General features: G+C 69.1%; 22 protein-coding genes. 5 read left to right on the forward strand and 17 right to left on the reverse strand.

Features of this window, described 5'->3' with window-relative positions; all coding sequences use genetic code 11:
• The first annotated feature begins 21 nt into the window (after positions 1–21).
• Positions 22–399, forward strand: a complete 378-nt coding sequence (locus tag JNUCC0626_RS31105) for a DoxX family protein (protein ID WP_394614296.1) — start codon at positions 22–24, stop codon at positions 397–399.
• On the opposite strand, the gene JNUCC0626_RS31110 is transcribed toward JNUCC0626_RS31105, so the two are convergent.
• The 5 genes from JNUCC0626_RS31110 to lysS all read right to left on the reverse strand — a co-directional run bounded on the left by JNUCC0626_RS31110 (position 387) and on the right by lysS (position 5,495).
• On the reverse strand, positions 387–1,205 hold the full coding sequence (locus JNUCC0626_RS31110; protein WP_394614297.1) for an ABC transporter ATP-binding protein: 819 nt from the start codon (positions 1,203–1,205) through the stop codon (positions 387–389). The genes JNUCC0626_RS31105 and JNUCC0626_RS31110 overlap by 13 nt on opposite strands.
• A complete protein-coding gene (locus JNUCC0626_RS31115) occupies positions 1,202–2,272 on the reverse strand; it encodes a FecCD family ABC transporter permease (RefSeq protein WP_394614298.1) in 1,071 nt (356 codons plus the stop codon). Before JNUCC0626_RS31115 ends, JNUCC0626_RS31110 begins: the two co-directional genes overlap by 4 nt.
• A gap of 11 nt (positions 2,273–2,283) precedes the next feature.
• The gene (locus tag JNUCC0626_RS31120; protein ID WP_394614300.1) at positions 2,284–3,276 is read right to left on the reverse strand and encodes a FecCD family ABC transporter permease; all 993 of its coding nucleotides are present in this window, start codon (positions 3,274–3,276) and stop codon (positions 2,284–2,286) included.
• Between the two features lie 303 nt (positions 3,277–3,579).
• Entirely contained in the window at positions 3,580–3,927 is a 348-nt protein-coding gene (locus JNUCC0626_RS31125; protein ID WP_394614301.1) for a histone-like nucleoid-structuring protein Lsr2, read from the reverse strand.
• Between the two features lie 113 nt (positions 3,928–4,040).
• Complete coding sequence (gene lysS / locus JNUCC0626_RS31130) at positions 4,041–5,495, reverse strand: lysine--tRNA ligase (protein ID WP_394622137.1); 1,455 nt, start codon at positions 5,493–5,495, stop codon at positions 4,041–4,043.
• A 180-nt stretch (positions 5,496–5,675) separates the two neighbouring features.
• Here lysS and JNUCC0626_RS31135 point away from each other — a divergent pair, with 180 nt between their 5' ends.
• Positions 5,676–6,431: a class I SAM-dependent methyltransferase gene (locus JNUCC0626_RS31135; protein ID WP_394614302.1), complete on the forward strand. Its 756-nt coding sequence runs from the start codon at positions 5,676–5,678 to the stop codon at positions 6,429–6,431.
• Here JNUCC0626_RS31135 and JNUCC0626_RS31140 read toward each other — a convergent pair.
• From JNUCC0626_RS31140 to JNUCC0626_RS31160, 5 genes are all read right to left on the reverse strand, one after another.
• The gene (locus tag JNUCC0626_RS31140; RefSeq protein WP_394614303.1) at positions 6,421–7,215 is read right to left on the reverse strand and encodes a type III pantothenate kinase; all 795 of its coding nucleotides are present in this window, start codon (positions 7,213–7,215) and stop codon (positions 6,421–6,423) included. The genes JNUCC0626_RS31135 and JNUCC0626_RS31140 overlap by 11 nt on opposite strands.
• A gap of 10 nt (positions 7,216–7,225) precedes the next feature.
• The gene (gene panD / locus JNUCC0626_RS31145; protein WP_394614304.1) at positions 7,226–7,696 is read right to left on the reverse strand and encodes an aspartate 1-decarboxylase; all 471 of its coding nucleotides are present in this window, start codon (positions 7,694–7,696) and stop codon (positions 7,226–7,228) included.
• A gap of 10 nt (positions 7,697–7,706) precedes the next feature.
• On the reverse strand, positions 7,707–8,612 hold the full coding sequence (gene panC / locus JNUCC0626_RS31150; RefSeq protein WP_394614305.1) for a pantoate--beta-alanine ligase: 906 nt from the start codon (positions 8,610–8,612) through the stop codon (positions 7,707–7,709).
• A 1-nt stretch (position 8,613) separates the two neighbouring features.
• The gene (locus JNUCC0626_RS31155; RefSeq protein WP_394614307.1) at positions 8,614–9,504 is read right to left on the reverse strand and encodes a Rossmann-like and DUF2520 domain-containing protein; all 891 of its coding nucleotides are present in this window, start codon (positions 9,502–9,504) and stop codon (positions 8,614–8,616) included.
• Between the two features lie 103 nt (positions 9,505–9,607).
• Positions 9,608–10,711, reverse strand: a complete 1,104-nt coding sequence (locus JNUCC0626_RS31160; RefSeq protein ID WP_394622138.1) for a PrsW family intramembrane metalloprotease — start codon at positions 10,709–10,711, stop codon at positions 9,608–9,610.
• A 141-nt stretch (positions 10,712–10,852) separates the two neighbouring features.
• Between JNUCC0626_RS31160 and JNUCC0626_RS31165 the strand changes: the two genes are divergently transcribed.
• From JNUCC0626_RS31165 to JNUCC0626_RS31175, 3 genes are read left to right on the forward strand one after another with little or no spacing between them, the layout of a single operon-like run.
• Positions 10,853–11,767 carry an SAM-dependent methyltransferase gene (locus tag JNUCC0626_RS31165; RefSeq protein ID WP_394614309.1) on the forward strand — a complete coding sequence of 305 codons (915 nt, stop codon included), beginning with the start codon at positions 10,853–10,855 and terminating at the stop codon, positions 11,765–11,767.
• Between the two features lie 17 nt (positions 11,768–11,784).
• Positions 11,785–12,207, forward strand: coding sequence for a DUF1203 domain-containing protein (locus JNUCC0626_RS31170; RefSeq protein WP_394614311.1), 423 nt, complete (start codon positions 11,785–11,787; stop codon positions 12,205–12,207).
• A gap of 25 nt (positions 12,208–12,232) precedes the next feature.
• Positions 12,233–13,318, forward strand: coding sequence for an NADH-quinone oxidoreductase subunit D (locus JNUCC0626_RS31175; RefSeq protein WP_394614313.1), 1,086 nt, complete (start codon positions 12,233–12,235; stop codon positions 13,316–13,318).
• Here JNUCC0626_RS31175 and JNUCC0626_RS31180 read toward each other — a convergent pair whose 3' ends face one another.
• The 7 genes from JNUCC0626_RS31180 to ftsH are packed head-to-tail and all read right to left on the reverse strand — an operon-like array spanning position 13,319 to position 19,818.
• Positions 13,319–14,791: a DUF6779 domain-containing protein gene (locus JNUCC0626_RS31180; RefSeq protein ID WP_394614315.1), complete on the reverse strand. Its 1,473-nt coding sequence runs from the start codon at positions 14,789–14,791 to the stop codon at positions 13,319–13,321.
• A 50-nt stretch (positions 14,792–14,841) separates the two neighbouring features.
• Positions 14,842–15,294 (reverse strand): DUF3180 domain-containing protein, encoded by a 453-nt coding sequence (locus JNUCC0626_RS31185; protein ID WP_394614316.1) that lies wholly within the window; start codon positions 15,292–15,294, stop codon positions 14,842–14,844.
• On the reverse strand, positions 15,291–15,785 hold the full coding sequence (gene folK / locus JNUCC0626_RS31190; protein ID WP_394614318.1) for a 2-amino-4-hydroxy-6-hydroxymethyldihydropteridine diphosphokinase: 495 nt from the start codon (positions 15,783–15,785) through the stop codon (positions 15,291–15,293). The genes JNUCC0626_RS31185 and folK overlap by 4 nt, the downstream gene beginning before the upstream one ends.
• Positions 15,782–16,174: a dihydroneopterin aldolase gene (gene folB / locus JNUCC0626_RS31195; RefSeq protein WP_394614320.1), complete on the reverse strand. Its 393-nt coding sequence runs from the start codon at positions 16,172–16,174 to the stop codon at positions 15,782–15,784. The genes folK and folB overlap by 4 nt, the downstream gene beginning before the upstream one ends.
• Complete coding sequence (gene folP / locus JNUCC0626_RS31200) at positions 16,167–16,988, reverse strand: dihydropteroate synthase (protein ID WP_394614322.1); 822 nt, start codon at positions 16,986–16,988, stop codon at positions 16,167–16,169. The genes folB and folP overlap by 8 nt, the downstream gene beginning before the upstream one ends.
• Positions 16,985–17,632, reverse strand: coding sequence for a GTP cyclohydrolase I FolE (folE, locus tag JNUCC0626_RS31205; RefSeq protein WP_394614323.1), 648 nt, complete (start codon positions 17,630–17,632; stop codon positions 16,985–16,987). Before folE ends, folP begins: the two co-directional genes overlap by 4 nt.
• Entirely contained in the window at positions 17,629–19,818 is a 2,190-nt protein-coding gene (ftsH, locus tag JNUCC0626_RS31210) for an ATP-dependent zinc metalloprotease FtsH (protein WP_394614324.1), read from the reverse strand. Before ftsH ends, folE begins: the two co-directional genes overlap by 4 nt.
• Positions 19,819–20,096: the final 278 nt, after the last annotated feature.

Below are 20,096 nucleotides of genomic sequence, written 5' to 3' on the forward strand. Positions count from 1 at the left end.
CCACCCCTAGCGTGCCGTTTCGTGAACGTGCTGCTGTGGGTTCTCCAAGGCGTGATGGCGTTCCTGACCGTTCCCTCGGGCCTGATGACGCTCTTCCGGCCGGACGAGGTCTACCTGCACGGCCGATGGGTCGGCCACGGCGACCGCGCGCTCGCCATCGCACGCGGCCTCGCGTCGGTGGCGTGCGGAACGGCGTTGATCGTCCCCGGCCTGATCGGGACGGCGACGATCCTGACCCCGGTCGCCGCCCTCCTCCTCGTCGCCCCCGCGTGCTACTTCCCGGCGCGGCAGTACGGAGCCGGTGAGATCGGACCGGGCATGGCGGTCCTCGGCACGCTCTGGCTCGCGTTCCCGCCGGTGTTCGTCGCGTGGGCCCGCTTCGGTCCCTACCCGCTCTGAGCCTCGGGTTCCGGCAGCCGGTGCCGCGACCCGACCGGGACGACCAGCGGCGTGCCGGACACCGGGTCCTCGACGACGCGGGCGTCCAGGCCGAAGACCTCCAGCAGCATCTCCTCGGTGAGCACCTCGGCGGGCGTCCCCTGCGACACGATCTTGCCCGCGCGCATCGCGACGATGTTGTCCGCGTAGCGTGCCGCGAGGTTCAGGTCGTGCAGCACCATCACGATCGTGCGGCCCATCGACGCGTGCAGCTCCTGCACCAGGTCCAGCACGTCGATCTGGTGCGCGAGGTCCAGGTACGTCGTCGGCTCGTCGAGCAGCAGCAGGTCGGTGCCCTGGGCCAGCGCCATCGAGATCCAGGCCCGTTGCCGCTGCCCGCCGGACAGCTCGTCGACGGTCCGTTCGGCCAGGTCCAGGATGCCGGTCATCTCCAACGCGGCGTCGACGGCAGCTGCGTCGTCCGAGGACCACTGCTTGTACCAGGACTGGTGCGGGTGACGGCCGCGCGCGACGAGGTCCGCGACCGTCAGGCCCTCGGGCGCGGACGGCGACTGGGGCAGCATCCCCAGCACGCGGGCCACGTCCCTGGTGGACATCGACTCGATCTTCTTGCCGTCCAGCAGCACCGCGCCGGACCGGGCGGGGAGCAGGCGCCCCAACGCCTTCAGCAGAGTCGACTTGCCGCAGCCGTTGGGACCGATCACCGCGGTGACCGTCCCGCCCATGATCGACAAGTCCAACTCGTCGACGATCAGCCGCTCGCCGTAGCCGATCGACAGCGACGAAGCCTCAAGACGCACACTCATACCCGCGCCTCCCGGCGGCTTCGGATCAGCAGGAACATCAGGTAGGGCGCACCGAGCACCGCGGTGATCACCCCGACGGGCAGCTCGGTCGTGTAGATCGTCCGAGCGATCAGGTCCGACAGCATGACCAGCGCGCCGCCGATCACCGCCGAGCCGAACAACGGCGGCTGCGCGGTGCCGCAGAGCCTCAGCGCGATCTGCGGCGAGGCCAGCGCGACGAACGTGATCGGGCCCGCCGCGGCCGTCGCCACCGACGCCAGCACGATCGCCACGATGATCAGGAACGACCGGGCGACGTTGACCCGGATGCCCAGGCCGCGCGACGTCTGGTCGTCGAACTGCAGCGCGCCCAGCACGTGACCGCCGATCAGGGCGACCGGGATCAGCACCACCAGGGCGATGGCCACCGGGACGACGTGCTCCCAGCCGCGGCCGTTGAGCGACCCGGTGATCCACACCATCGCGCGGCCGGCGTCCAGCACGTCGCCGACGGTCAGCAGGTAGTGCGTGAAGTTGCCGGCGACGGCCGTGATCCCGATGCCGACCAGCACCATCCGGAAGCCCTCGATGCCCTGCCGCCACGCCAGCGCGTAGACGAGCAGACCGGCGAACAGGCCGCCGAGCAACCCGGCCAGCGGCACGCCGACCGACGCCGCGCTGCCCGTGACGACGCCGAGCGACCCGGCGAAGGTGATCACCGAGACGGCCCCGGCGCCCGCACCCCAGGTGACGCCGAGGATGTCCGGCGACGCCAGTGGGTTGCGCACGATGGCCTGGAAGATCGCGCCCGACAGGCCCAGCGCGGCACCGACCAGCAGGCCCGTGAGCGCGCGCGGCATCCGCAGTTCCATGACCACGAACTGGTCCCGGCGCGAGCCTCCGCCGAACAGCGTGTTGACGACCTGCGAGACGGACAACGGGAAGTCGCCGATCATGATGTCGGCGACCAGCACGCAGGCCAGCACGACCAGTGCGATCGCCACCACCAGCATCGGGCGGCGGCGCAGCCGGAACGAGGCGGCGCCCAGCCTCAGCGCGGGCTTGGCGGCCGCGGGGGTCCTCTTCACCTCTGTCGTCGTCAAATCTTCACCAGCTTCTTGCGCCGCACGAGGTAGATGAAGAACGGCGCGCCGATCAGCGCCAGCATCACGCCGACCTCCACCTCGGACGGGCGGGCGACCACCCGGCCGACGATGTCGGCGAACAGGATCAGGATCGCCCCGAGCAACGCCGAGTACGGCAGGATCCAGCGGTAGTCGGGGCCGGTGAACGCGCGCGCGACGTGCGGCACCACGAGCCCGAGGAACCCGATCGGCCCACACGCGGCGACGGCCCCGCCCACCAGCAGCGTGATGGCGAAGATGCCCAGCCCGCGGGTCCGCTTGACGTCGACGCCCAGCGACTTCGCCACGTCCTCGCCGAGCGACATGGCGTTCAGGCCGGGCGCGTTGAACGCGGCGATGAACAGGCCGATCGCGAGGAACGGCGCCACCTGCGTCAGCACCGTCAGGTCGCGGCCCGCGATGGCACCGACCTGCCAGAACCGGAACGCGTCGAGCGACTGCTGGTCCAGCAGCACGATGGCCGACACCAGGCCGTTCATCAGCGCGGACACGGCAGCACCCGCGAGCGCGAGTGTCACCGGCGACGGCCCTCCCCGCCCGGCAGAGCCGAGCAGGAACACCAGGACGCTCGCGATCATCGCGCCGGCGAACGCGAACCAGATGTACCCGACCAGCGAGTTCACACCCAGCAGGAAGATCGACAGCACCACCGCGAGCGCCGCGCCGTGCGTGACGCCGAGGATGCCGGGATCGGCGAGCGGATTGCGCGTGTGGCCCTGCATCAGAGCGCCACCCACACCGAGTGCGATGCCGACCGTGATGCCGAGCAACGTGCGCGGGATCCGCAACTCGCGGATCACCACGTCGTCCTCGACGCCGGTCGGCGTGAAGAGACCGTGCCAGACCCCGGACAGCGGGATCTCCTTCGAGCCGATCGCGATGCTCGCCAGACAGACGGCGACCAGCACGACCAACAGGAAGAGCAGGCCCAGCGACCTTCTACCCAAGGCCTACCCTCCTAGCTCCAGTTAGGACAGGTAACCCTAACTGACCTGGGCCGGAGGAGCTGCACTCAGGGACGAAGTTCTAGTCACATCCTCACCTCTGGCCACTCTTGCAGCCGACGAGGTTGGGAAGCGGGCAGAGAAATACCAACCCGTTGTCAGATCAACTAAATGATCAGAAGCAAAACGTTTCACGACCTCGTTTGGATCGCATCGTTCTGCCCGCAGGTAGTTGATCAGTCACTCAAATAACACGAAGGGGTTCCGAGGAATCATCCCCGGAACCCCTTCGTGCTTTACCGAATTTCAGCCCTGCTGGTGGTAGGCGTCGAGCACCTCGGCCGGGATGCGGCCGCGGTCCGACACCTTCATGCCCTGCTTGCGAGCCCACTCGCGAATGGCCTGGTTCTGCTCACGATCCGCCGATGCGGGACGCGCCTTCACACCCGCCGGGCGACCCGGTCCGATGCGCTTGCGGCCACCGGCACGACGTGCGCCTCCGACGAAGTCCGCAAGAGCGTCCCTCAGTTTGCCCGCATTGCCCGAGGAAAGGTCGATCGTGTAGCTGACACCATCCAGCCCGAACTCGACGGTCTCCTCCGCAGTGGAACCGTCCAGATCGTCGACGAGGGTCACCGTGACCTTCTGCGCCATGCGTTCCTCCAGGACCCCGAATGCGCGGTCACCCGCGTCGCCAACTAAAGCCTTCTGCGAGGCAGGTTAGCGCACGGGTGCCGCATTGCACCTATCGACATCCGGAAAGTTACTCATTCAGGGCGAACGAGCGGGAACAAGATGGTCTCGCGGATACCCAGACCCGTGAGGGCCATCAGGAGGCGATCGATACCCATTCCGACGCCACCACTCGGTGGCATTCCGTACTCCAGTGATCGCAGAAAGTCTTCGTCGACCGGCATCGCCTCGTTGTCACCTGCGGCGGCAAGACGTGCCTGTGCTTCCAGGCGTTCCCGCTCGATGACCGGGTCCACCAGTTCGGAGTAACCGGTGCCGAGTTCGAATCCGCGGACGTACAGATCCCACTTTTCGGCGACACCAGGCTTGGTGCGGTGCTGCCTGGTCAGCGGGGACGTGTCGACCGGGTAGTCGCGCACGAACGTCGGTGCGTGGAGCGTGTCGCACACCAGGTGCTCCCACAGCTCCTCGACCAGCTTGCCGTGCCCGAACTTGGGGTTCACCTCGAGTTCGTGGCGGTCACAAAGCTTGCGCAGCGCCTCGGGCGTCGTGTCGGGGGTGATTTCCTCACCAACAGCATCCGACAACGACTCGTAGATGCTGAGCGTCGTCCATTCACCCGAGAGGTCGTACTCGCTGCCGTCCGCCAACGTGACGATCTGAGAACCCGTCACGGCTTCCGCCGCTTCCTGGATGAGCTCGCGCGTCAGTACCGCGTTCGTGTCGTACGTGGCGTACGCCTCGTAGTACTCCAGCATCGAAAACTCGGGCGAATGCGACGAGTCCACACCCTCGTTGCGGAAGTTGCGGTTGATCTCGAAGACCTTCTCGATGCCACCGACGACGCAGCGCTTCAAGTACAGCTCCGGCGCGATGCGCAGGAACAGGTCGATGTCGAGCGCGTTCGAGTGCGTGATGAACGGACGCGCGGACGCACCACCCTGCAACGACTGCAACATCGGCGTCTCGACTTCGAGGAATCCGCGCCGGTGGAACGAGTCGCGCAGAGAACGAACCACGTTCGCTCGGGTCCGAACAGTGTCGCGCGCCATCGGCCTCACGATGAGGTCGACGTATCGCTGACGAATGCGGGTTTCCTCACCGAGTTCCTGGTGCAGGGTCGGCAACGGGCGCAGCGACTTCGACGTCAGCTGCCACTCGTCGGCCATCACGGAAAGCTCACCGCGACGCGAGCTGATGACCTCGCCGTGGATGAAAACGTGGTCGCCGAGGTCGACGTCGGTCTTCCAGTCGGAAAGCGCTTCTTCACCGACACCGGCGAGGCTCAGCATCGCCTGCAGTTCGGTGCCGTCGCCTTCGCGCAACGTCGCGAAGCACAGCTTTCCGGTGTTGCGCAGGAACATCACGCGGCCGGTGACGCCGACGACCTGACCGGTCTGGGTGTCGGGTTCGAGTTCGGGATGCGCTTCGCGAATCTCGCGCAACGTGTGCGTGCGCGCGACTTCGACGGGATACGGCTCCTTACCGGAAGCGAGCAGCCGCGCACGCTTCTCCCGGCGCACGCGCATCTGCTCTGGCAGGTCTTCTTCGCTGGTCACGAGGTTTTGCTTCGGCTGCTCACTCACGTCGAGAAGGGTACGGACACCCGCTGTGGCATAGCGAACCGGATACCGCTAATTCGTTGGAAGATCGGCAGGTCGGTCCGACCAGACCAACATGTGCGCCGGTTCTCTCACTAAGTTGGACGGATGGATCTACACGCGAGACGAGCGGACTCGTTCGGCGCGCAGGCCGAGGCCTACGCCGAACACCGCCCTGACTATCCCGTGGCGGCGATCCGGTGGGCACTGGAGCCACTGGGCACGACCGAGCGCCTCGACGTGCTCGACCTGGCCGCCGGCACCGGCAAGCTGACCTCGGTGCTGTGCGCGGAGGGCCACCGCGTCACGGCCGTGGAGCCCAACGAGCAGATGCTGTCCGAGCTGGTGCGCCGGGTGCACGGCGTGCGCGCGCTGCCGGGCCACGCGGAACACATCCCGGTGCCGGACCACACGGTCGACGCGGTGTTCGTCGGCACGGCGTTCCACTGGTTCGACCAGGAGAAGGCGCTGCCGGAGATCGCACGCGTGCTGAAGCCCGGCGGCGTGCTGGCGGCGATGTGGGTGGAGCCCGACACGGACGTCGAGTGGCTGCGCGAGCTCGAACAGGCGTCGCTGAGCAGCGTCGAGTCTCAGCGGCACGACCCAGTCGACATCATGCGGCACCCGTCGTTCTCACCGGAGGAGCGCGCGAAGTTCCCGCACGTGCACCCCCGGGAGTCGCCGGAGGCGGTCGTGGCGTGGATCAACACGCACTCGCGGATCCTCGTCATCGACGAGGTCGAGCGCGCGGCCATCACCGACAAGATGCTCGCGCTGCTGCGCGGGCGGCAGGGGACGCCGGACGCGTCGTTCGACATCCCCCTGCACGCGGAGGTCTTCCGAATGGTGCGCGTCAGCGACTAGCCGGCATGTTGCGCTCGAAGACCATGCGCAACCCCAGCAGGGTCAGGTCGGGCACGTGGTGCGCGATCGTCGAGGACTCCGCGACCACCAACGGCGCCAGCCCACCCGTGGCGATCACCGTCACGGGGCCGGCGTCGATCTGCCGGAGCTCCTCGGTGATCTTGCGCACCAGCCCGTCCACCTGGCCGACGAACCCGTAGACGATGCCCGACTGGAGGCACTCCACGGTGTTCTTGCCGATCACGTTGCGGGGCTTGACGAGTTCGACCTTGCGCAGCTGGGCCGCACGGGACGCGAGCGCGTCGACCGAGATCTCGATGCCCGGCGCCAGCGCCCCGCCGAGGAACTCGCCGCGCGACGAGATCACGTCGAGGTTCGTGGACGTGCCGAAGTCGACCACGATGCACGAGGTCGCGTAGAGGTGGTGCGCGGCCAGCGTGTTGATCACGCGGTCCGAGCCCACCTCCTTCGGGTTGTCGACGAGCAGCGGGACGCCGGTCTTCACGCCCGGTTCGACGAGGATCTTCGGCACGGCGTCGTAGTAGCGGCCGAGCATGACCCGCAGCTCGCGCAGCACCGCCGGAACGGTGGACAGCGCGGAGATGCCGGTGATCTTGTCGGCGTACTCGCCGAGCAGGCCGCGCATGGTCAGCGCGAGCTCGTCGGCGGTCATCCTGGCGTCGGTGCGCATCCGCCAGTCGCGCACGAGCGGGGCCGAGTCACCGACCCCGTCGTACAGACCGAGCACGATGTTGGTGTTGCCGACGTCGATGGCGAGCAGCACGTGTGATTCCTCAGTTCTCGGCCTGGATCAGCGCGTCCAGCGCGGTCGCTTCCACGGTCTCAGAAGAAGGCGCGCTCGTGGAGCCGTTCACCAGACCGGACCCCTCCGGCGCGTGCGCGGGGTCGGTGCCGAGGTCGACGACCTTGTTGTCGGCGTCCACGAACACGACGCGCGGCTCGTACGACCGCGCCTCGGTGTTGTCCATCTGCCCGTAGGCGATCAGGATCACGATGTCGCCGGGGTGCACGAGGTGCGCCGCGGCGCCGTTGATGCCCAGCACGCCGGAGCCGCGCTCGCCCGCGATGACGTAGGTCTCCAGGCGGGCGCCGTTGGTGACGTCGACGATGGAGACCCGTTCGCCCGCCAGCAGGTCGGCGGCGTCCATCAGGTCCTCGTCCACCGTCACCGAGCCGACGTAGTGCAGGTCCGCCTGCGTCACGGTGGCCCGGTGGATCTTGGACTTCAGCATCGTGCGGAACATGTCATTCCCCCTACTCGTCGCCTGCGCCGAGCAACACCGCGATGTTGTCGATCAGGCGGGTCGAACCGACGCGGGCCGCCACGAGCAGCCGCGCGTCGCCGTTCTCCGGCGCGGGACCGAGGTCCGGCCCGCGCAGTTCCAGGTAGTCCAGTTCGACCTCGGGCGTCTGCGCCAGCACGTCGTGCGCGGCCTTGAGCACCGCGTCGCCGCCCTGCGCGCTCACGTGCGCGCCGGCGGTGAGGGCCGCCGACAGCGTGACGGCGCTGTGCCGCTGCTCCGGGGTCAGGTAGGCGTTGCGGGACGACAGCGCGAGGCCGTCGTGCTCGCGGACCGTCGGCACGCCGACGACGTCGAGCGGGAAGTTGAGGTCGCTCGCCATCTTGTGGATCAGCTGGAGCTGCTGGTAGTCCTTCTGCCCGAACACCGCGTACGTGGGCTGCACGATGTTGAACAGCTTCGACACGACCGTGAGCACGCCCCCGAAGTGGCCGGGGCGGACCGCGCCCTCCAGCTCGTCGCCGAGCGGGCCGGGGTTGATCGTGACCAGGCCACCCGGAGCGTTGGATCCTTCTGGGTACATGTCCTCGACGGACGGCGCGAACACGATGCCGACGCGCTCGTCGCGGCAGATGTCCACATCGGACTCGAACTGGCGCGGGTACTTGTCCAGGTCCTCGTTCGGCCCGAACTGCAGGGGATTCACGAAGATCGACACGACGATCACCGTGTTCTGCATGACCTTGGCCTCGCGGATCAGCTGCCGGTGACCCGCGTGCAGGGCGCCCATCGTGGGCACCAGGGCCACGTTGCGACCGGCCCCGCGCAGGGCCTTGATCACCCTGTTCAGCCGCTCGGGATCGCGGTGCACCGTGACGTCGTCCGGGCGGTAGTCGTCCTTGGTCAGTGGCTTCGTCACGTCAGTCCTCAAGAGTGGTGCGAACGTCTTCTGCCGCGTCGGGCTTGAGCAGCCCTGACCGCTCGGCCCGGTCGGCGGTGCGACGGGCGAGCACGCGGTAGCTGGGCAGGGTCTCGGGTGCCTGCTCGGCGAGCACGCCGAGGTGCTTGCGCAAGGTACCCGTGTCGCCGCGGGCGACCGGACCAGTGAGGGCCCTGTCGCCGTGGCGCAGCGAGTTGTCGAGGGCGGCGGAGAGCAACGGGCCGAGCAGGCGTTCGGCGTTGGCGACGCCCGCGTTCGTCAGCAGGTCGGCGGCGTCGCGCACGAGCGTGATCAGGTGGTTCGCGCCGTGGGCCAGTGCCGCGTGGTAGAGCGGGCGGACGGATTCGGGGACCCGCACGGGTTCCGCGTCCATCTCGACGACCAGGGCCTCGCCGACGCTCCACGCCACCTCGTCGCCGTCCGCGGCCGTGACGCCGACGCACGCCGAGTTCATCCGCTGCAGGTCCTCCGACCTGCCGGTGAACGTCATGACGGGGTGCAGCGCGAGCGTGAGCGCGCCCAGTTCGGCGGCGGGTTCGAGGACCTTCACACCCTGGGCGCCGCTGGTGTGCACGACGATCTGGCCCGCCCGCAGCGACTCGGTGGCGACGAGACCCCTGACGAGGCCTTCGAGTTCGTCGTCCGGCACGGCCAGCAGCACCAGGTCGGCTCTCTGAGCGACTTCGGTGGGGTCGGCGATGGGAACGCCGGGCAGCAGTTCCTCGGCGCGGTTGCGGGAGGCCTGGGAGACGGCGGCAACGCCGGTCACCACGTGGCCCGTCCTGGCCAGCGCGGCGCCCAGCACGGAACCGACGCGACCCGCCGAGATGACACCTACGGCAAGCCTCGCCGGACGTGGGGTCGCGTCCATGCGACTCACTCCTTCTGACGTTCCAGTCCCTGGCGCGGGTACCGGACGACGTCGCCGAGGGTAGCCCCGCTGGTGGTGGCATTTCGCCTGGCGGTGACCGGATTCACCGGCGGGCGGCGGCCCTGGCGGCGTGCAGGGTGTCGAGCAGCACGCCGTGCCGTTGCTCGGCGCTCTGACCGGCCGTTCCCTGCTCGATCCGGTGCCGCAGGAAGGCGAGTTCGGTGACCGCGATCTGGTAGCTCTTCACGGCCTTGACCGACTGCTCGCCGGACTTGCGCTTGACCGCCCGCAGCCAGTTGCGGCGGCCGTTGAGACTCGCCAGCAGGGCCACCTCGCTGTTGGCGATCCACCGGTTCTGCGCCATCGCGGCGAGCTGCCCCGCGACGATGCGCTGCTCCCGTCTGCGTTGCCACACCACGATCGTCACGGCCCCGGCGAACACCGGCACCATGATCAGGAAGTAGAGGTTGATGAACTCGGCGCCGGTGCCGACCGTCGTGCTGAAGTTCCACAGCGAGTGCAGCCCGACCGCGAGCACGTAGCCGCCGATCGGCGCGAAGATGCGCACCTTGGCGTTGCTCGTCATCGCCGCGATGCCGACGCCGATGCCCGTCATGGCCGTGAAGAGCGGGTGCGCGAACGGCGACAGCACCCCGCGCAGGATGAACAGCGCGACCACGCCGCCGCCCATGTTGCCGAGGCCGTCGGTGACGAAGACCCGGCCGAAGTACCAGATGTTCTCGGTGAACGCGAAGCCCGCGGCCGTGATGCCCGCGTAGACCATGCCGTCCACGACGCCGTCGAACTCGTGCCTCCTGCGGAGGAACACGGCGAGCAGGAACATCGCCTTGGTGGCCTCTTCGACGATCGGCGCGCCGACCACCGCCGTGAACGTCGCGCCGTCGTTGGTCAGCAGGTCACCGAGGACCCGGCTGGTCTGGTTGAACGCCAGCGAGCTGATCGTGGCGCCGCACGAGCCCCAGATGAACGCGAAGAGCAGCATCTTCGCCGGTTCCGGCTCCCACCGGTCGATCCACAGGAACGCGGTCACGACGAACGCGACGGGGATCAGCGCGGCGGCGGCACCGACCAGCAGCGGCTCGATGCCGATGCTCGACGTGCCCAGCGCGAACAGCACGAGCCCGGCGGCGGCCAGCGCGATGAGTGCCACGACCGGGAACAGGACGGTCCAGCGGCGCTGCTCGATGCGCTTCTTGGTGGGCGCGGCCGTGGCACCACCCGGCGTGGCCTGCGGGGTCGCCGGCGGCTGCGGCGAGGGAGGCCTGTTCGGCGTCGGCGTGAGGTCGGCGTCGTTCACGAGAAATGACCTTAGATGCACACTTGTCCGATGTTCGACTGGGAAGCCGCTTGGCACGCCGCGTTGTACGGCCCCGGTGGCTTCTTCGCCCGCGGCGAGAAGCCGGTTTCGCACTTCCGCACGTCTCCCCTGGTCGGCCCGGAACTGGCCGAGGCCCTGCTGGAGCTGCTGTCGCGGGTGGACTCCGCACTCGGATTTCCCCCGGTCGTGGACTTCGTCGACGTCGGTGCCGGTGGCGGTGAGCTCGCCTACTCCGTCCGTTCGCTGGCTTCCGGGTCGTTGGCCGCCCGGCTTCGGGTCACCGCCGTCGAGGTCGGTCCCTTCGTTTCGCTGCCAGGGGTTTCGTGGACCTCGACCGTGCCTTCGTGCGTCGGGTTGCTGGTCGCGCACGAGTGGTTGGACGCGATTCCGTGCCCCGTGGTGACCGGGCCGTCCGACGACCCGTGGATCACTCGGTGGTGGCCCTCGCTCGAGGAGGGTGCGCGGGCGGAGGTGGGGACGCCTCGGGACCTGGCCTGGGCGGCGGCCGTCGGTTCGGTGCGCGGGGCGGCGTTGGCGATCGACTACGGACATCTGGTGTCGTCGCGGCACTTCTCGTTGACCGGGTATCGGAACGGGCGGCAGGTTCCGGTGGTGTTCGACGGGTCCTGCGACATCACCGCGCACGTCGCTCTGGACGCTTGTGCCGCGGCTGCCGGTGGGGACTTCGTGTTGGTGTCGCAGCGGGATGCGTTGGGGGCCTTGGGGTTGAGTTCCGCTGTTGCCGGCTCCGGGTGGGAGTGGTTGGAGTCGGCGGCTCGGGCCGGGCGGGTTGCCGAGTTGCGTTCTGCTTCCGGGCTGGGAGCTTTCGGGTGGCTGCTGCACGGGCGCGGGGTGGGTGTGGCGGACCTGTTGCCGGCGCTGCCTGCTTGGCGTCCGAATCCCGCCAGCTTTCAGGTCGGCTGACCGCGATCGTTGGGTGCATGTTGATTCACACCGTGTCGCCCGATGCTTCCTTCGCCGATCCCGGGCGGGAGTACCGCGCGTCCGAGCCCGGGGTGCCGTTGCGGTGTTGTCTGCGGAAGTCCCTTGATGGTGAGCCCGTCTGGCTGTTCCGGTACTCGGCGCCGTTCGGGGCCGGGCCGTACGCCGAGGTCGGGCCGGTGTTCACGCACGTGGAGTGCGCCGGTGGGGCTTCGTTGGATCGTCTCCCTGTTGAGTTGTTGAACAATCCCCGGATCCTGCGGTCGTACAACGCCGCTGGTCAGATCTGTGACGGCACGGTGGTGGAGCCGGGATCGTTCGATCGTGCGATCGAAGGATTGTTCAACGATCCTTCGATCGAGGCGGTGCAGGTGCGGAGCGTGTCGCACGGCTGCTTCTTCTTCGGGGTGACGAGGGACTGAGGCCTGCCCGTGAAACCATGCTCGGGTGAGCGAGCAGATCACCGTCGGCGTGGGCGCGGGCGCCCAGTACCTGGGCGTCGACCGCGTGATCGACCTCGGCCCCCTGCACCCCTCGGCCCACGGCGCCTACCGCCTGCGCCTGACCGTCACCCCCGAGTTGGTGATCACCAAGGCCGAGCCGCTGGTCGGGCACCTGCATCGCGGGGCCGAGAAGTTGTTCGAGGTGCGGGACTACCGGCAGGTGCTGACGCTCGCCAACCGCCACGACTGGCTGTCGGCGTTCTGCAACGAGCTCGCGGTGGCGCTGGCCGTGGAACGCATGACGGGCATGGACGTGCCGGCGAGGGCGCAGTGGTTGCGCGCCTTGCTGTGTGAGCTCAACCGGCTGATGGCGCACATGGTGTTCCTGACTCCGTTGGCGCCCAACGCCGCCGTGCACCGCGAAGGTGTGCAGGCGCTCATGGAGGAGGCGTCCGGCGGGCGCATCCACTTCATGTTCAACCGGATCGGCGGGCTGCGCGAGGACGTTCCGGCGGGCTGGACGGCGAAGGTCGCCGCATTTCTGTCCACTGTGGACACGCAAGAACTGGACATCGACTTCGGCAGGCTCGAAGGCCTTGGCGTGCTTGCCAAGGAGGACGCGGAGGCGTTCGGCGTCACCGGTCCGATCGGCCGGGCCAGCGGGGTCGACTTCGACCTCCGGCGCGACGATCCGTTGCCTGCCTACAAGACGATGGGCTTCACGCCGATCGTCCGCCGCGAAGGGGACGCGGCGGCACGGGTGCGGTGCCTGCTCGACGAGGTGAACCGGTCGGTCGAGCTGGCGAAGCAGTGCCTGGAGAACCTGCCGGCAGGAGCGGTGAACCTGAGGCTGCCCAAGGCCATCAAGGCGCCGGAGGGCTCGGTTTACACGCGGGTCGAGGCGCCGCTCGGCACGTCCGGGGTGCACCTGTCGTCCCGGGGCGAGAAGACGCCGTGGCGGCTCAAGTTGCGGACGCCGTCGTTCAACAACGTGCAGGCGTTGTCGGCGCTCCTGCCCGGCACGAAGGTCGATGATCTGCCGGGCGTGCTGAGCTCGTTCGCCGTCATCGTCGGCGACATCGACAAGTGACTAGTCGTCGCGGCGACGGCGGCGGCGCGGGGCGTCCCCGCCGCCCAGGGACGCCAGGAGTTCGCTGACGGACTTGCCGTCCGCGTGCGCGCCTGACGGGTCCTCCGGGGCCGCGCGACGGCCCGTCGAGACGGCCGGCAGGCGGGTCGAGGAGTCCTCGGCGACTCGGCGGCCGGAGACCGCGGGCTCGTCCGGGGTGGCACGGCGGCTCGGGGTCACGGCCGGGAGCCTCGTCGAGGACTGCTCGGAGGCCGAACGACGGCCCACCGGCGGGAGCGAGACCAGCGAGTCCTCGGAGGCGGTGCGGCGGGGCGACGGTTCGTCGGCGCGGCGGCGGCTCGTGGGCGCGTCCGGCTTCAAGGTCTCCCACGAACCGCTGTCCTGCACCGGAGCCGGGGTCGCAGCCTGAGCCGCAGCGGAACGGTCGTCGGCGCGGCGACGGCCTCCGCCGGTCTGCTGCAACGCCTTCGGGTCGATCATCTCGGTGCGCTCGGCCACCCGCGGCTTGCGGGACTCGGCGGGCTTCGGGGTCGGCTTCGGCGCCGCGGGGGCCTCGACGCGGGCGACGGGCTGCGGGCGCTGGACGCGTTCGGTGCGGTGGACCTGGGCCTGGACGGGCTGCGCCTGCACGGTCGGCGGCGGCGGCTTCACGGCCGGGGACGGCGTGGCCAGGCGGGCGGAGACAGAGGCCGCGGCGGCACCCGGACGCTGTTGCGGGCGCGGGGGTTCCTGCTTCACGGCGGCCTTCACGGGCTCGCGGCGGGTCACGGCCGGCTGCGGGCGCGGCGACGACGGCACCCGCTCCGGGCGCACCGGCTCCGGTCGCGCGGGTTCACGGCGCGGCGGCTGCACCTTCGCGACCTCGTGGGCGACGCGCTCGATCAGTTCGGTGCGTTCGGACGGCTTCTCGGCGGGGACCGGGGACGCGGTGATCGCGGGCTTCGCGTTGATGATGCGCTGCTCGGCACCGGCGGTCAGGCGGGAGGCTTCCGAGGCGAGCGAACGCAGGCGGGTCGACTCGGCGCGCAGCGCCACGCGTTCGACCAGGACGTCACCGCCCAGCAGGCCCTGCAGGTTGTCGCGCAGGGCGTGCAGATCGGCGCGCAGGGCCTCGATGTCGGCCCGCGACTCCTCCTCGATCCGCTTGCGGGTCTCGGACTCGATCTCGAGTTCGTACTCGCGCCGGGCGGCTACTTCACGCTCCAGTTCGAGCTCGTAGACCGACTGGAGATCGGCCACCTCGTCATCACGCTCGGTGACCTGTTTGCGGTACTTGGCGGCGAGGAAAGCACCCACCAGAGCCGCCCACAACGCGGCCACCACGGCCAGACGCAGCATGCGGGCGCTGTCACTCAGCACGAGCACCGCCGCGGCCACGAGAGCGAGCGCCAATGCCGCTACTAAGAGCAAGCGCCCGGAGCCACGACCGTGATCTTCTTGCTCGTCGTCTACCGACGCGCCTCGCCCGGTCATGCGCACTACGGTACCGCGTAGTTATGCGACTGAGACCTACGGCCGGGTATCTAATCCGTCCCGGAACTCTCGTTGGGCGTCTTGCAGCAGTGCTCCAGCCACAGCGCTGCGGCGGTCAGCGCAACCGCCGAGATCATCCCGATCACCGCCGCCACCAGGTCGTTCGAGGCCGCCGGGAACGAGTCGCGGACGGGGATCACGTAGACCAGGACCCCGGTCCAGGCACCGAGCATCAAAGCGCCCAAAACAGACGAAGCCTTTGCCAAAGCGACTGCCCGCGCGGCCGTCAGCGGCTGCACCGGACGCGCCCCCGGCCGCCGCTGGATCCGCGCCCTCAGCGAGAACGCGAGAACGACCTCCACGACGGCGATGACGAACAACGTCGACCCGGCCAGCACCGGCAACGGCGGCAACGTGTCGTACGCGAGTCGCAGCAGCAGATGAGCCAGCAACGCGGCGATGAGCGCGACAGCGGTCAGGTCGCGGGGACGGGTGAACCTCACGAGTCCATCCAACCGGAAAGCACGAGATCGTCACGCCGCCGCACGCCGTCAGCGGAAAACTCCAGCCCCGCAACGGGTCCGCGCCCCGGCAGCACCGCGTCGGGCTCGACGTCGAGCCACGGGATGAGGACTGTTGCGCGCTCAAACGCCCCAGGATGCGGCAGAAGCAGCTCCGGGTGGTCCGAGGTCACCCCGTCCACCGAAACCACGTCCACGTCCAACGTGCGCGGTCCCCAGCGCTGCTCCCGCACGCGCCCGGCGGCGTTCTCCAACGCCTGCCCGCGCCGCAGCCAGCCCCACTCGTCCACGTCGTCCGCCGTCACGATCACGACGGCGTTGAGGAAGTCCGGCTGGTCCTCGACACCCCACGCCGCCGTCTCGTACACCGGCGACACGGCCACGACGAACGGCCGCAGCCCGTCCACCACGGACTGCAGGAAGGCGAAGCGGTCACCGAGGTTCGAGCCGATCGAGAGAACGGCGCGGCTCAAGGCTTTTCCTTCGGCAGCGGGGCGGCGAGACGACGCGAGCGGCGGATCGTCACCGACACGTCGTCGAACGTCAGCGGGATCGGCGCGGACGGCTTGTGCACCGTCACCTCGACCGCGTGCAGCCTCGTGTCCGTCATCGCGGCGTCGGCGATCTTGCCCGCCACCGTCTCGATGAGGTCGTACGGCTCGCCGCCGATGATCTTCGCGGCCATCTCGGCGAGTTCGCCGTAGTGGTAGGTCTCCTTGAGATCGTCCGTGCGGGACGCCGACGAGAGATCCAGCCACAGCGTGACGTCGACGACGAACTCCTGCCCGTCGCGCTTCTCGTGCTCGAAGACCCCGTGGTGGCCGCGCACCCGCAGCCCCGTCAACGCGATCCGGTCAGCCATGTCCCCGCCTCCACGCACCGGCGACGGCGACCGCGTCCAAGGTCCGGTCGACGTCGTGCACCCGCACACCCCATGCCCCGTTGAACGCGGCCAGCGCCGAAATCGCCGCCGTCGCGTCCTCCCTGCCGTCCGGCGGACGGTTGCCGAGCAACGTGCCGAGGAAGCGTTTGCGCGACGCCCCCACCAGCACCGGGAAGCCCAGCTCGACCAGTTCGTCGAGGCGCTGCAACAGTTCCCAGTTGTGGTCGCCGAGCTTCGCGAACCCCAGCCCGGGGTCGAGCACGATCGACGACTCCGCGACACCGGCGGCCAGCGCGGCCTCGACCCGTTCCAGCAGTTCGGAACGAACGTCCGTCACCACGTCGTCGTACGTCGCCAGCTCGTCCATCTCCGTGCTGTGCCCACGCCAGTGCATCAGCACGTACGGCACACCGGCGGCGGCGACGACCTTCGCCATCTCCGGATCGGCGAGGCCGCCGGACACGTCGTTCACGATCGACGCACCGGCCTCCAACGCCGCCGCCGCAACGGAAGCACGCATCGTGTCCACGCTGACCGGGACCTGTTCGGACACCAGCGCGCTGATCACCGGCACGATCCGGGCGATCTCCTCGGCGGGTTCGACCCGGCGGGCGCCGGGCCGCGTCGACTCGCCGCCCACGTCGATCAGATCCGCGCCGCGCTTGAACATCTCGACGCCGTGCGCGACCGCGTCCCGCCGGTCGATGTAGCGCCCGCCGTCGGAGAACGAATCCGGCGTCACGTTCAGCACGCCCATCACGACGCACCGGCCGGGACGGGGCAGAGCGCTCATCGCGTCCGGCCCCTGATCAGTTCGATGGCCTCCGCCCGCGTCGTCGAGGACGTGCGCAGCAGGCCCCGCACCGCGGACGTCGTCGTGCGGGAACCGGGCTTGCGCACGCCGCGCATGCCCATGCACAGGTGCTCGGCCTCCATCACGACGATCACGCCGCGCGGTTCGAGCTTGCGCACCAACGCGTCCGCGACCTGCGACGTCAACCGCTCCTGCACCTGCGGCCGCTTCGAGTAGAGGTCGACCAGGCGGGCGATCTTCGACAGGCCCGTCACGCGGCCCTGTTCGTTCGGGATGTACCCGACGTGTGCGACGCCGTGGAACGGCAGCAGGTGGTGCTCGCAGAAGCTGAACATCGGGATGTCCGTGACGAGCACGAGTTCCTCGTGGCTCTCCCCGAACGTCTTCTCCAGCACGCTGTCCGGCTCGGTGTAGAGCCCCGCGAACAACTCCTTGTAGGCACGCGCCACCCGTGCGGGTGTCTCGTGCAGACCCTCTCGGTCCGGGTCCTCACCGCACGCGATCAGCAGTTCGCGCACCGCAGCCTCTGCCCGCGCCTGGTCGAAGACCCGCCGCGCGGAGACGCCGGCCTCCCCGTGGTGGGTGAGGCCGGCGTCTCCGTCGAGCTGGTGTTGCTCTGTCACTGCCGCTCGTCCTGGTCGGACTGGGGCTTCTTCGGCTCCCACACGTTGTGCGGTTTGCTGCCGGGCACCGTCGCCGGGGTCCAGCCGGGAGGCGCGCCGTAGTTCGGCGGGACCGCCTGGTTCGGCTGGCCGGGCTGGTGCACGCCGTTCGAGCCGTTGGCCGAGGGCAGCTGCTCGGTGACGGGTTCCGCCGCGGCGGCCTCGTCGTCCTTGCGCAGCTCTTCCTCGATCGCGTCCTCGACGACCGGCGGCCACGGCTCGCCGCGTTCCCTGGCGAGCTCGCCGGGGGTCTTGACCGGCGGGACGTCGGACGGCGTGCGGTCACCGAAGTCGTTGAACTGGGTGATCCGCGGGCGCTTCTCGACGCGGGCGAAGATCCGCTCCAGGTCCTTCTGGTGCAGGGTCTCCTTGTCGATCAGCTCGAGCGTGAGGTCGTCGAGGACGTCGCGGTAGGTGTTGAGCACCTCGTACGCCTCGGTGTGCGCGGCCTCGATGAGCTTGCGCACCTCCTCGTCGATCTCGTGCGCGACCTCCAGCGAGTAGTCCGCCTGGCGACCGGCCGAGCGACCGAGGAACGGCTCGCCCTGCTCCTGCCCGTACTTCACCGCACCGAGCTTCGCGCTCATGCCGTACTCGGTGACCATCGCGCGGGCGATCTTGGTCGCCTGCTCGATGTCGTTGGACGCACCCGTCGTGGGCTCGTGGAAGACGAGCTCCTCGGCGGAACGGCCACCCAGTGCGAACACCAGTCGCGCGATCATCTCGGACCTGGTCATCAGGTCCTTGTCCTCTTCCGGCACCGAGAGGGTGTGACCACCCGTGCGGCCGCGGGCGAGGATCGTGACCTTGTAGACCGGGTCGATGTCCGGCATGGCCCACGCGGCCAGGGCGTGCCCGGCCTCGTGGTACGCGGTGATCTTCTTCTCCTTCTCGGAGATGATCCGGCTCTTGCGGGCCGGACCGCCGATCACGCGGTCGACGGACTCCTCCAGCGCGGCACCCGTGATGGTGTGGCCGTTCTGGCGGGCCGTGAGCAGCGCGGCCTCGTTGATGACGTTCGCGAGGTCGGCGCCGGAGAACCCGACGGTGCGCTTCGCGAGGCCGTCGAGGTCGGCGTCCGAGGCGAGCGGCTTGCCCTTCGAGTGCACGCGCAGGATCTGCTTGCGGCCCTTCAGGTCCGGTGCGGACACCGGGATCTGACGGTCGAAGCGGCCGGGGCGCAGCAGGGCCGGGTCGAGGATGTCGGGACGGTTCGTCGCGGCGATCAGGATGATCCCGCCGCGCGAGTCGAAGCCGTCCATCTCGACGAGCAGCTGGTTGAGGGTCTGCTCGCGCTCGTCGTGCCCGCCGCCGAGACCGGCACCGCGGTGGCGGCCCACCGCGTCGATCTCGTCGACGAAGATGATGCACGGCGCGTTCTGCTTGGCCTGCTCGAACAGGTCGCGCACACGCGAGGCACCGACACCGACGAACATCTCGACGAAGTCCGAACCGGAGATCGAGTAGAACGGCACGCCCGCCTCACCGGCGACGGCCCTGGCGAGCAGCGTCTTACCGGTTCCCGGCGGGCCGTACAGCAGCACGCCCTTCGGGATCTTCGCGCCGAGAGCCTGGTAGCGGCCGGGGTTCTGGAGGAAGTCCTTGATCTCCTCGAGTTCCTCGACGGCCTCCTCGGCGCCGGCGACGTCGGCGAACGTCGTCTTGGGCATGTCCTTGGAGAGCTGCTTGGCCTTGGACTTGCCGAAGTTCAGAACGCGGTTTCCACCGCCCTGGGCGTTGTTCATCATCCACATGAGCAGCAGCAACAGCAGGCCGAGCGGCACGAGGTAGATCAAGATCTGCATCAGGATGGACTCCTGGCTGACCTTGGTCTCGACGGTCGGCTTGTTGCCGGCCTGGTCGAGGACGTTGAAGATCTCGTCCGTCGAGCTGGCCGGGAACTGCGTGATCAGGCGGTTGCTGCCCTCGAAGGTGGTGCCGTCGGTGAGGGTGAGACGGAGACGCTGCTCCTTGTCCTCGATCGTGGCTTCCTTGACCTTGCCGTCCCTGACCTGTTGCAGCGCCTGGGACGTCTTCACGGGGTGGTAGCCCCGCGAGTCGTCAAAAAGAACGGTGAAGACGAAGTACAGCAGCAACACCGCAGCGATCCACAGCAGCGGGTTGCGAAGCAGGCGCTTGCGGTCCATGCACTTACGGCCGGCGGGCGGCCTCGACCCTCCCTGACTTGCGCGTCGGGCAGTGGAAGACCCACATACCGCGTCCGACCAGCCTACCGCTCGCTGGCCGGGTACTGGACAACCAACGGGCGGGGGCGGTCCGGGGTTCCCACGGGTGACCCCCACCACGCATGTTCACGCACTTTGGTTCAGCCGGAACAAATACGTCCGCCCAGACGAGTGACGCAGGTCACGCCGTCTCAGTACGTTTGGCGGTCACATGTCATCCTCATTCATCCCCCGAGTGT

Origin of the sequence: Lentzea sp. JNUCC 0626 (assembly GCF_043632865.1) — a bacterium.
Classification (GTDB): Bacteria; Actinomycetota; Actinomycetes; order Mycobacteriales; family Pseudonocardiaceae; genus Lentzea.

Coding starts and splice junctions, on each gene's coding strand:
- panD (WP_394614304.1), bottom strand. CDS start 7,696: ATGTTCCGCACGATGCTGAAGTCCAAGATCCACCGGGCCACCGTGACG.
- JNUCC0626_RS31110 (WP_394614297.1), bottom strand. CDS start 1,205: ATGAGTGTGCGTCTTGAGGCTTCGTCGCTGTCGATCGGCTACGGCGAG.
- ftsH (WP_394614324.1), bottom strand. CDS start 19,818: ATGGACCGCAAGCGCCTGCTTCGCAACCCGCTGCTGTGGATCGCTGCG.
- JNUCC0626_RS31165 (WP_394614309.1), top strand. CDS start 10,853: ATGTTCGACTGGGAAGCCGCTTGGCACGCCGCGTTGTACGGCCCCGGT.
- folP (WP_394614322.1), bottom strand. CDS start 16,988: ATGAGCGCTCTGCCCCGTCCCGGCCGGTGCGTCGTGATGGGCGTGCTG.
- JNUCC0626_RS31135 (WP_394614302.1), top strand. CDS start 5,676: ATGGATCTACACGCGAGACGAGCGGACTCGTTCGGCGCGCAGGCCGAG.
- folB (WP_394614320.1), bottom strand. CDS start 16,174: ATGGCTGACCGGATCGCGTTGACGGGGCTGCGGGTGCGCGGCCACCAC.
- lysS (WP_394622137.1), bottom strand. CDS start 5,495: ATGCGCGTGCGCCGGGAGAAGCGTGCGCGGCTGCTCGCTTCCGGTAAG.
- JNUCC0626_RS31155 (WP_394614307.1), bottom strand. CDS start 9,504: ATGGACGCGACCCCACGTCCGGCGAGGCTTGCCGTAGGTGTCATCTCG.
- JNUCC0626_RS31170 (WP_394614311.1), top strand. CDS start 11,785: ATGTTGATTCACACCGTGTCGCCCGATGCTTCCTTCGCCGATCCCGGG.
- JNUCC0626_RS31180 (WP_394614315.1), bottom strand. CDS start 14,791: ATGACCGGGCGAGGCGCGTCGGTAGACGACGAGCAAGAAGATCACGGT.
- JNUCC0626_RS31125 (WP_394614301.1), bottom strand. CDS start 3,927: ATGGCGCAGAAGGTCACGGTGACCCTCGTCGACGATCTGGACGGTTCC.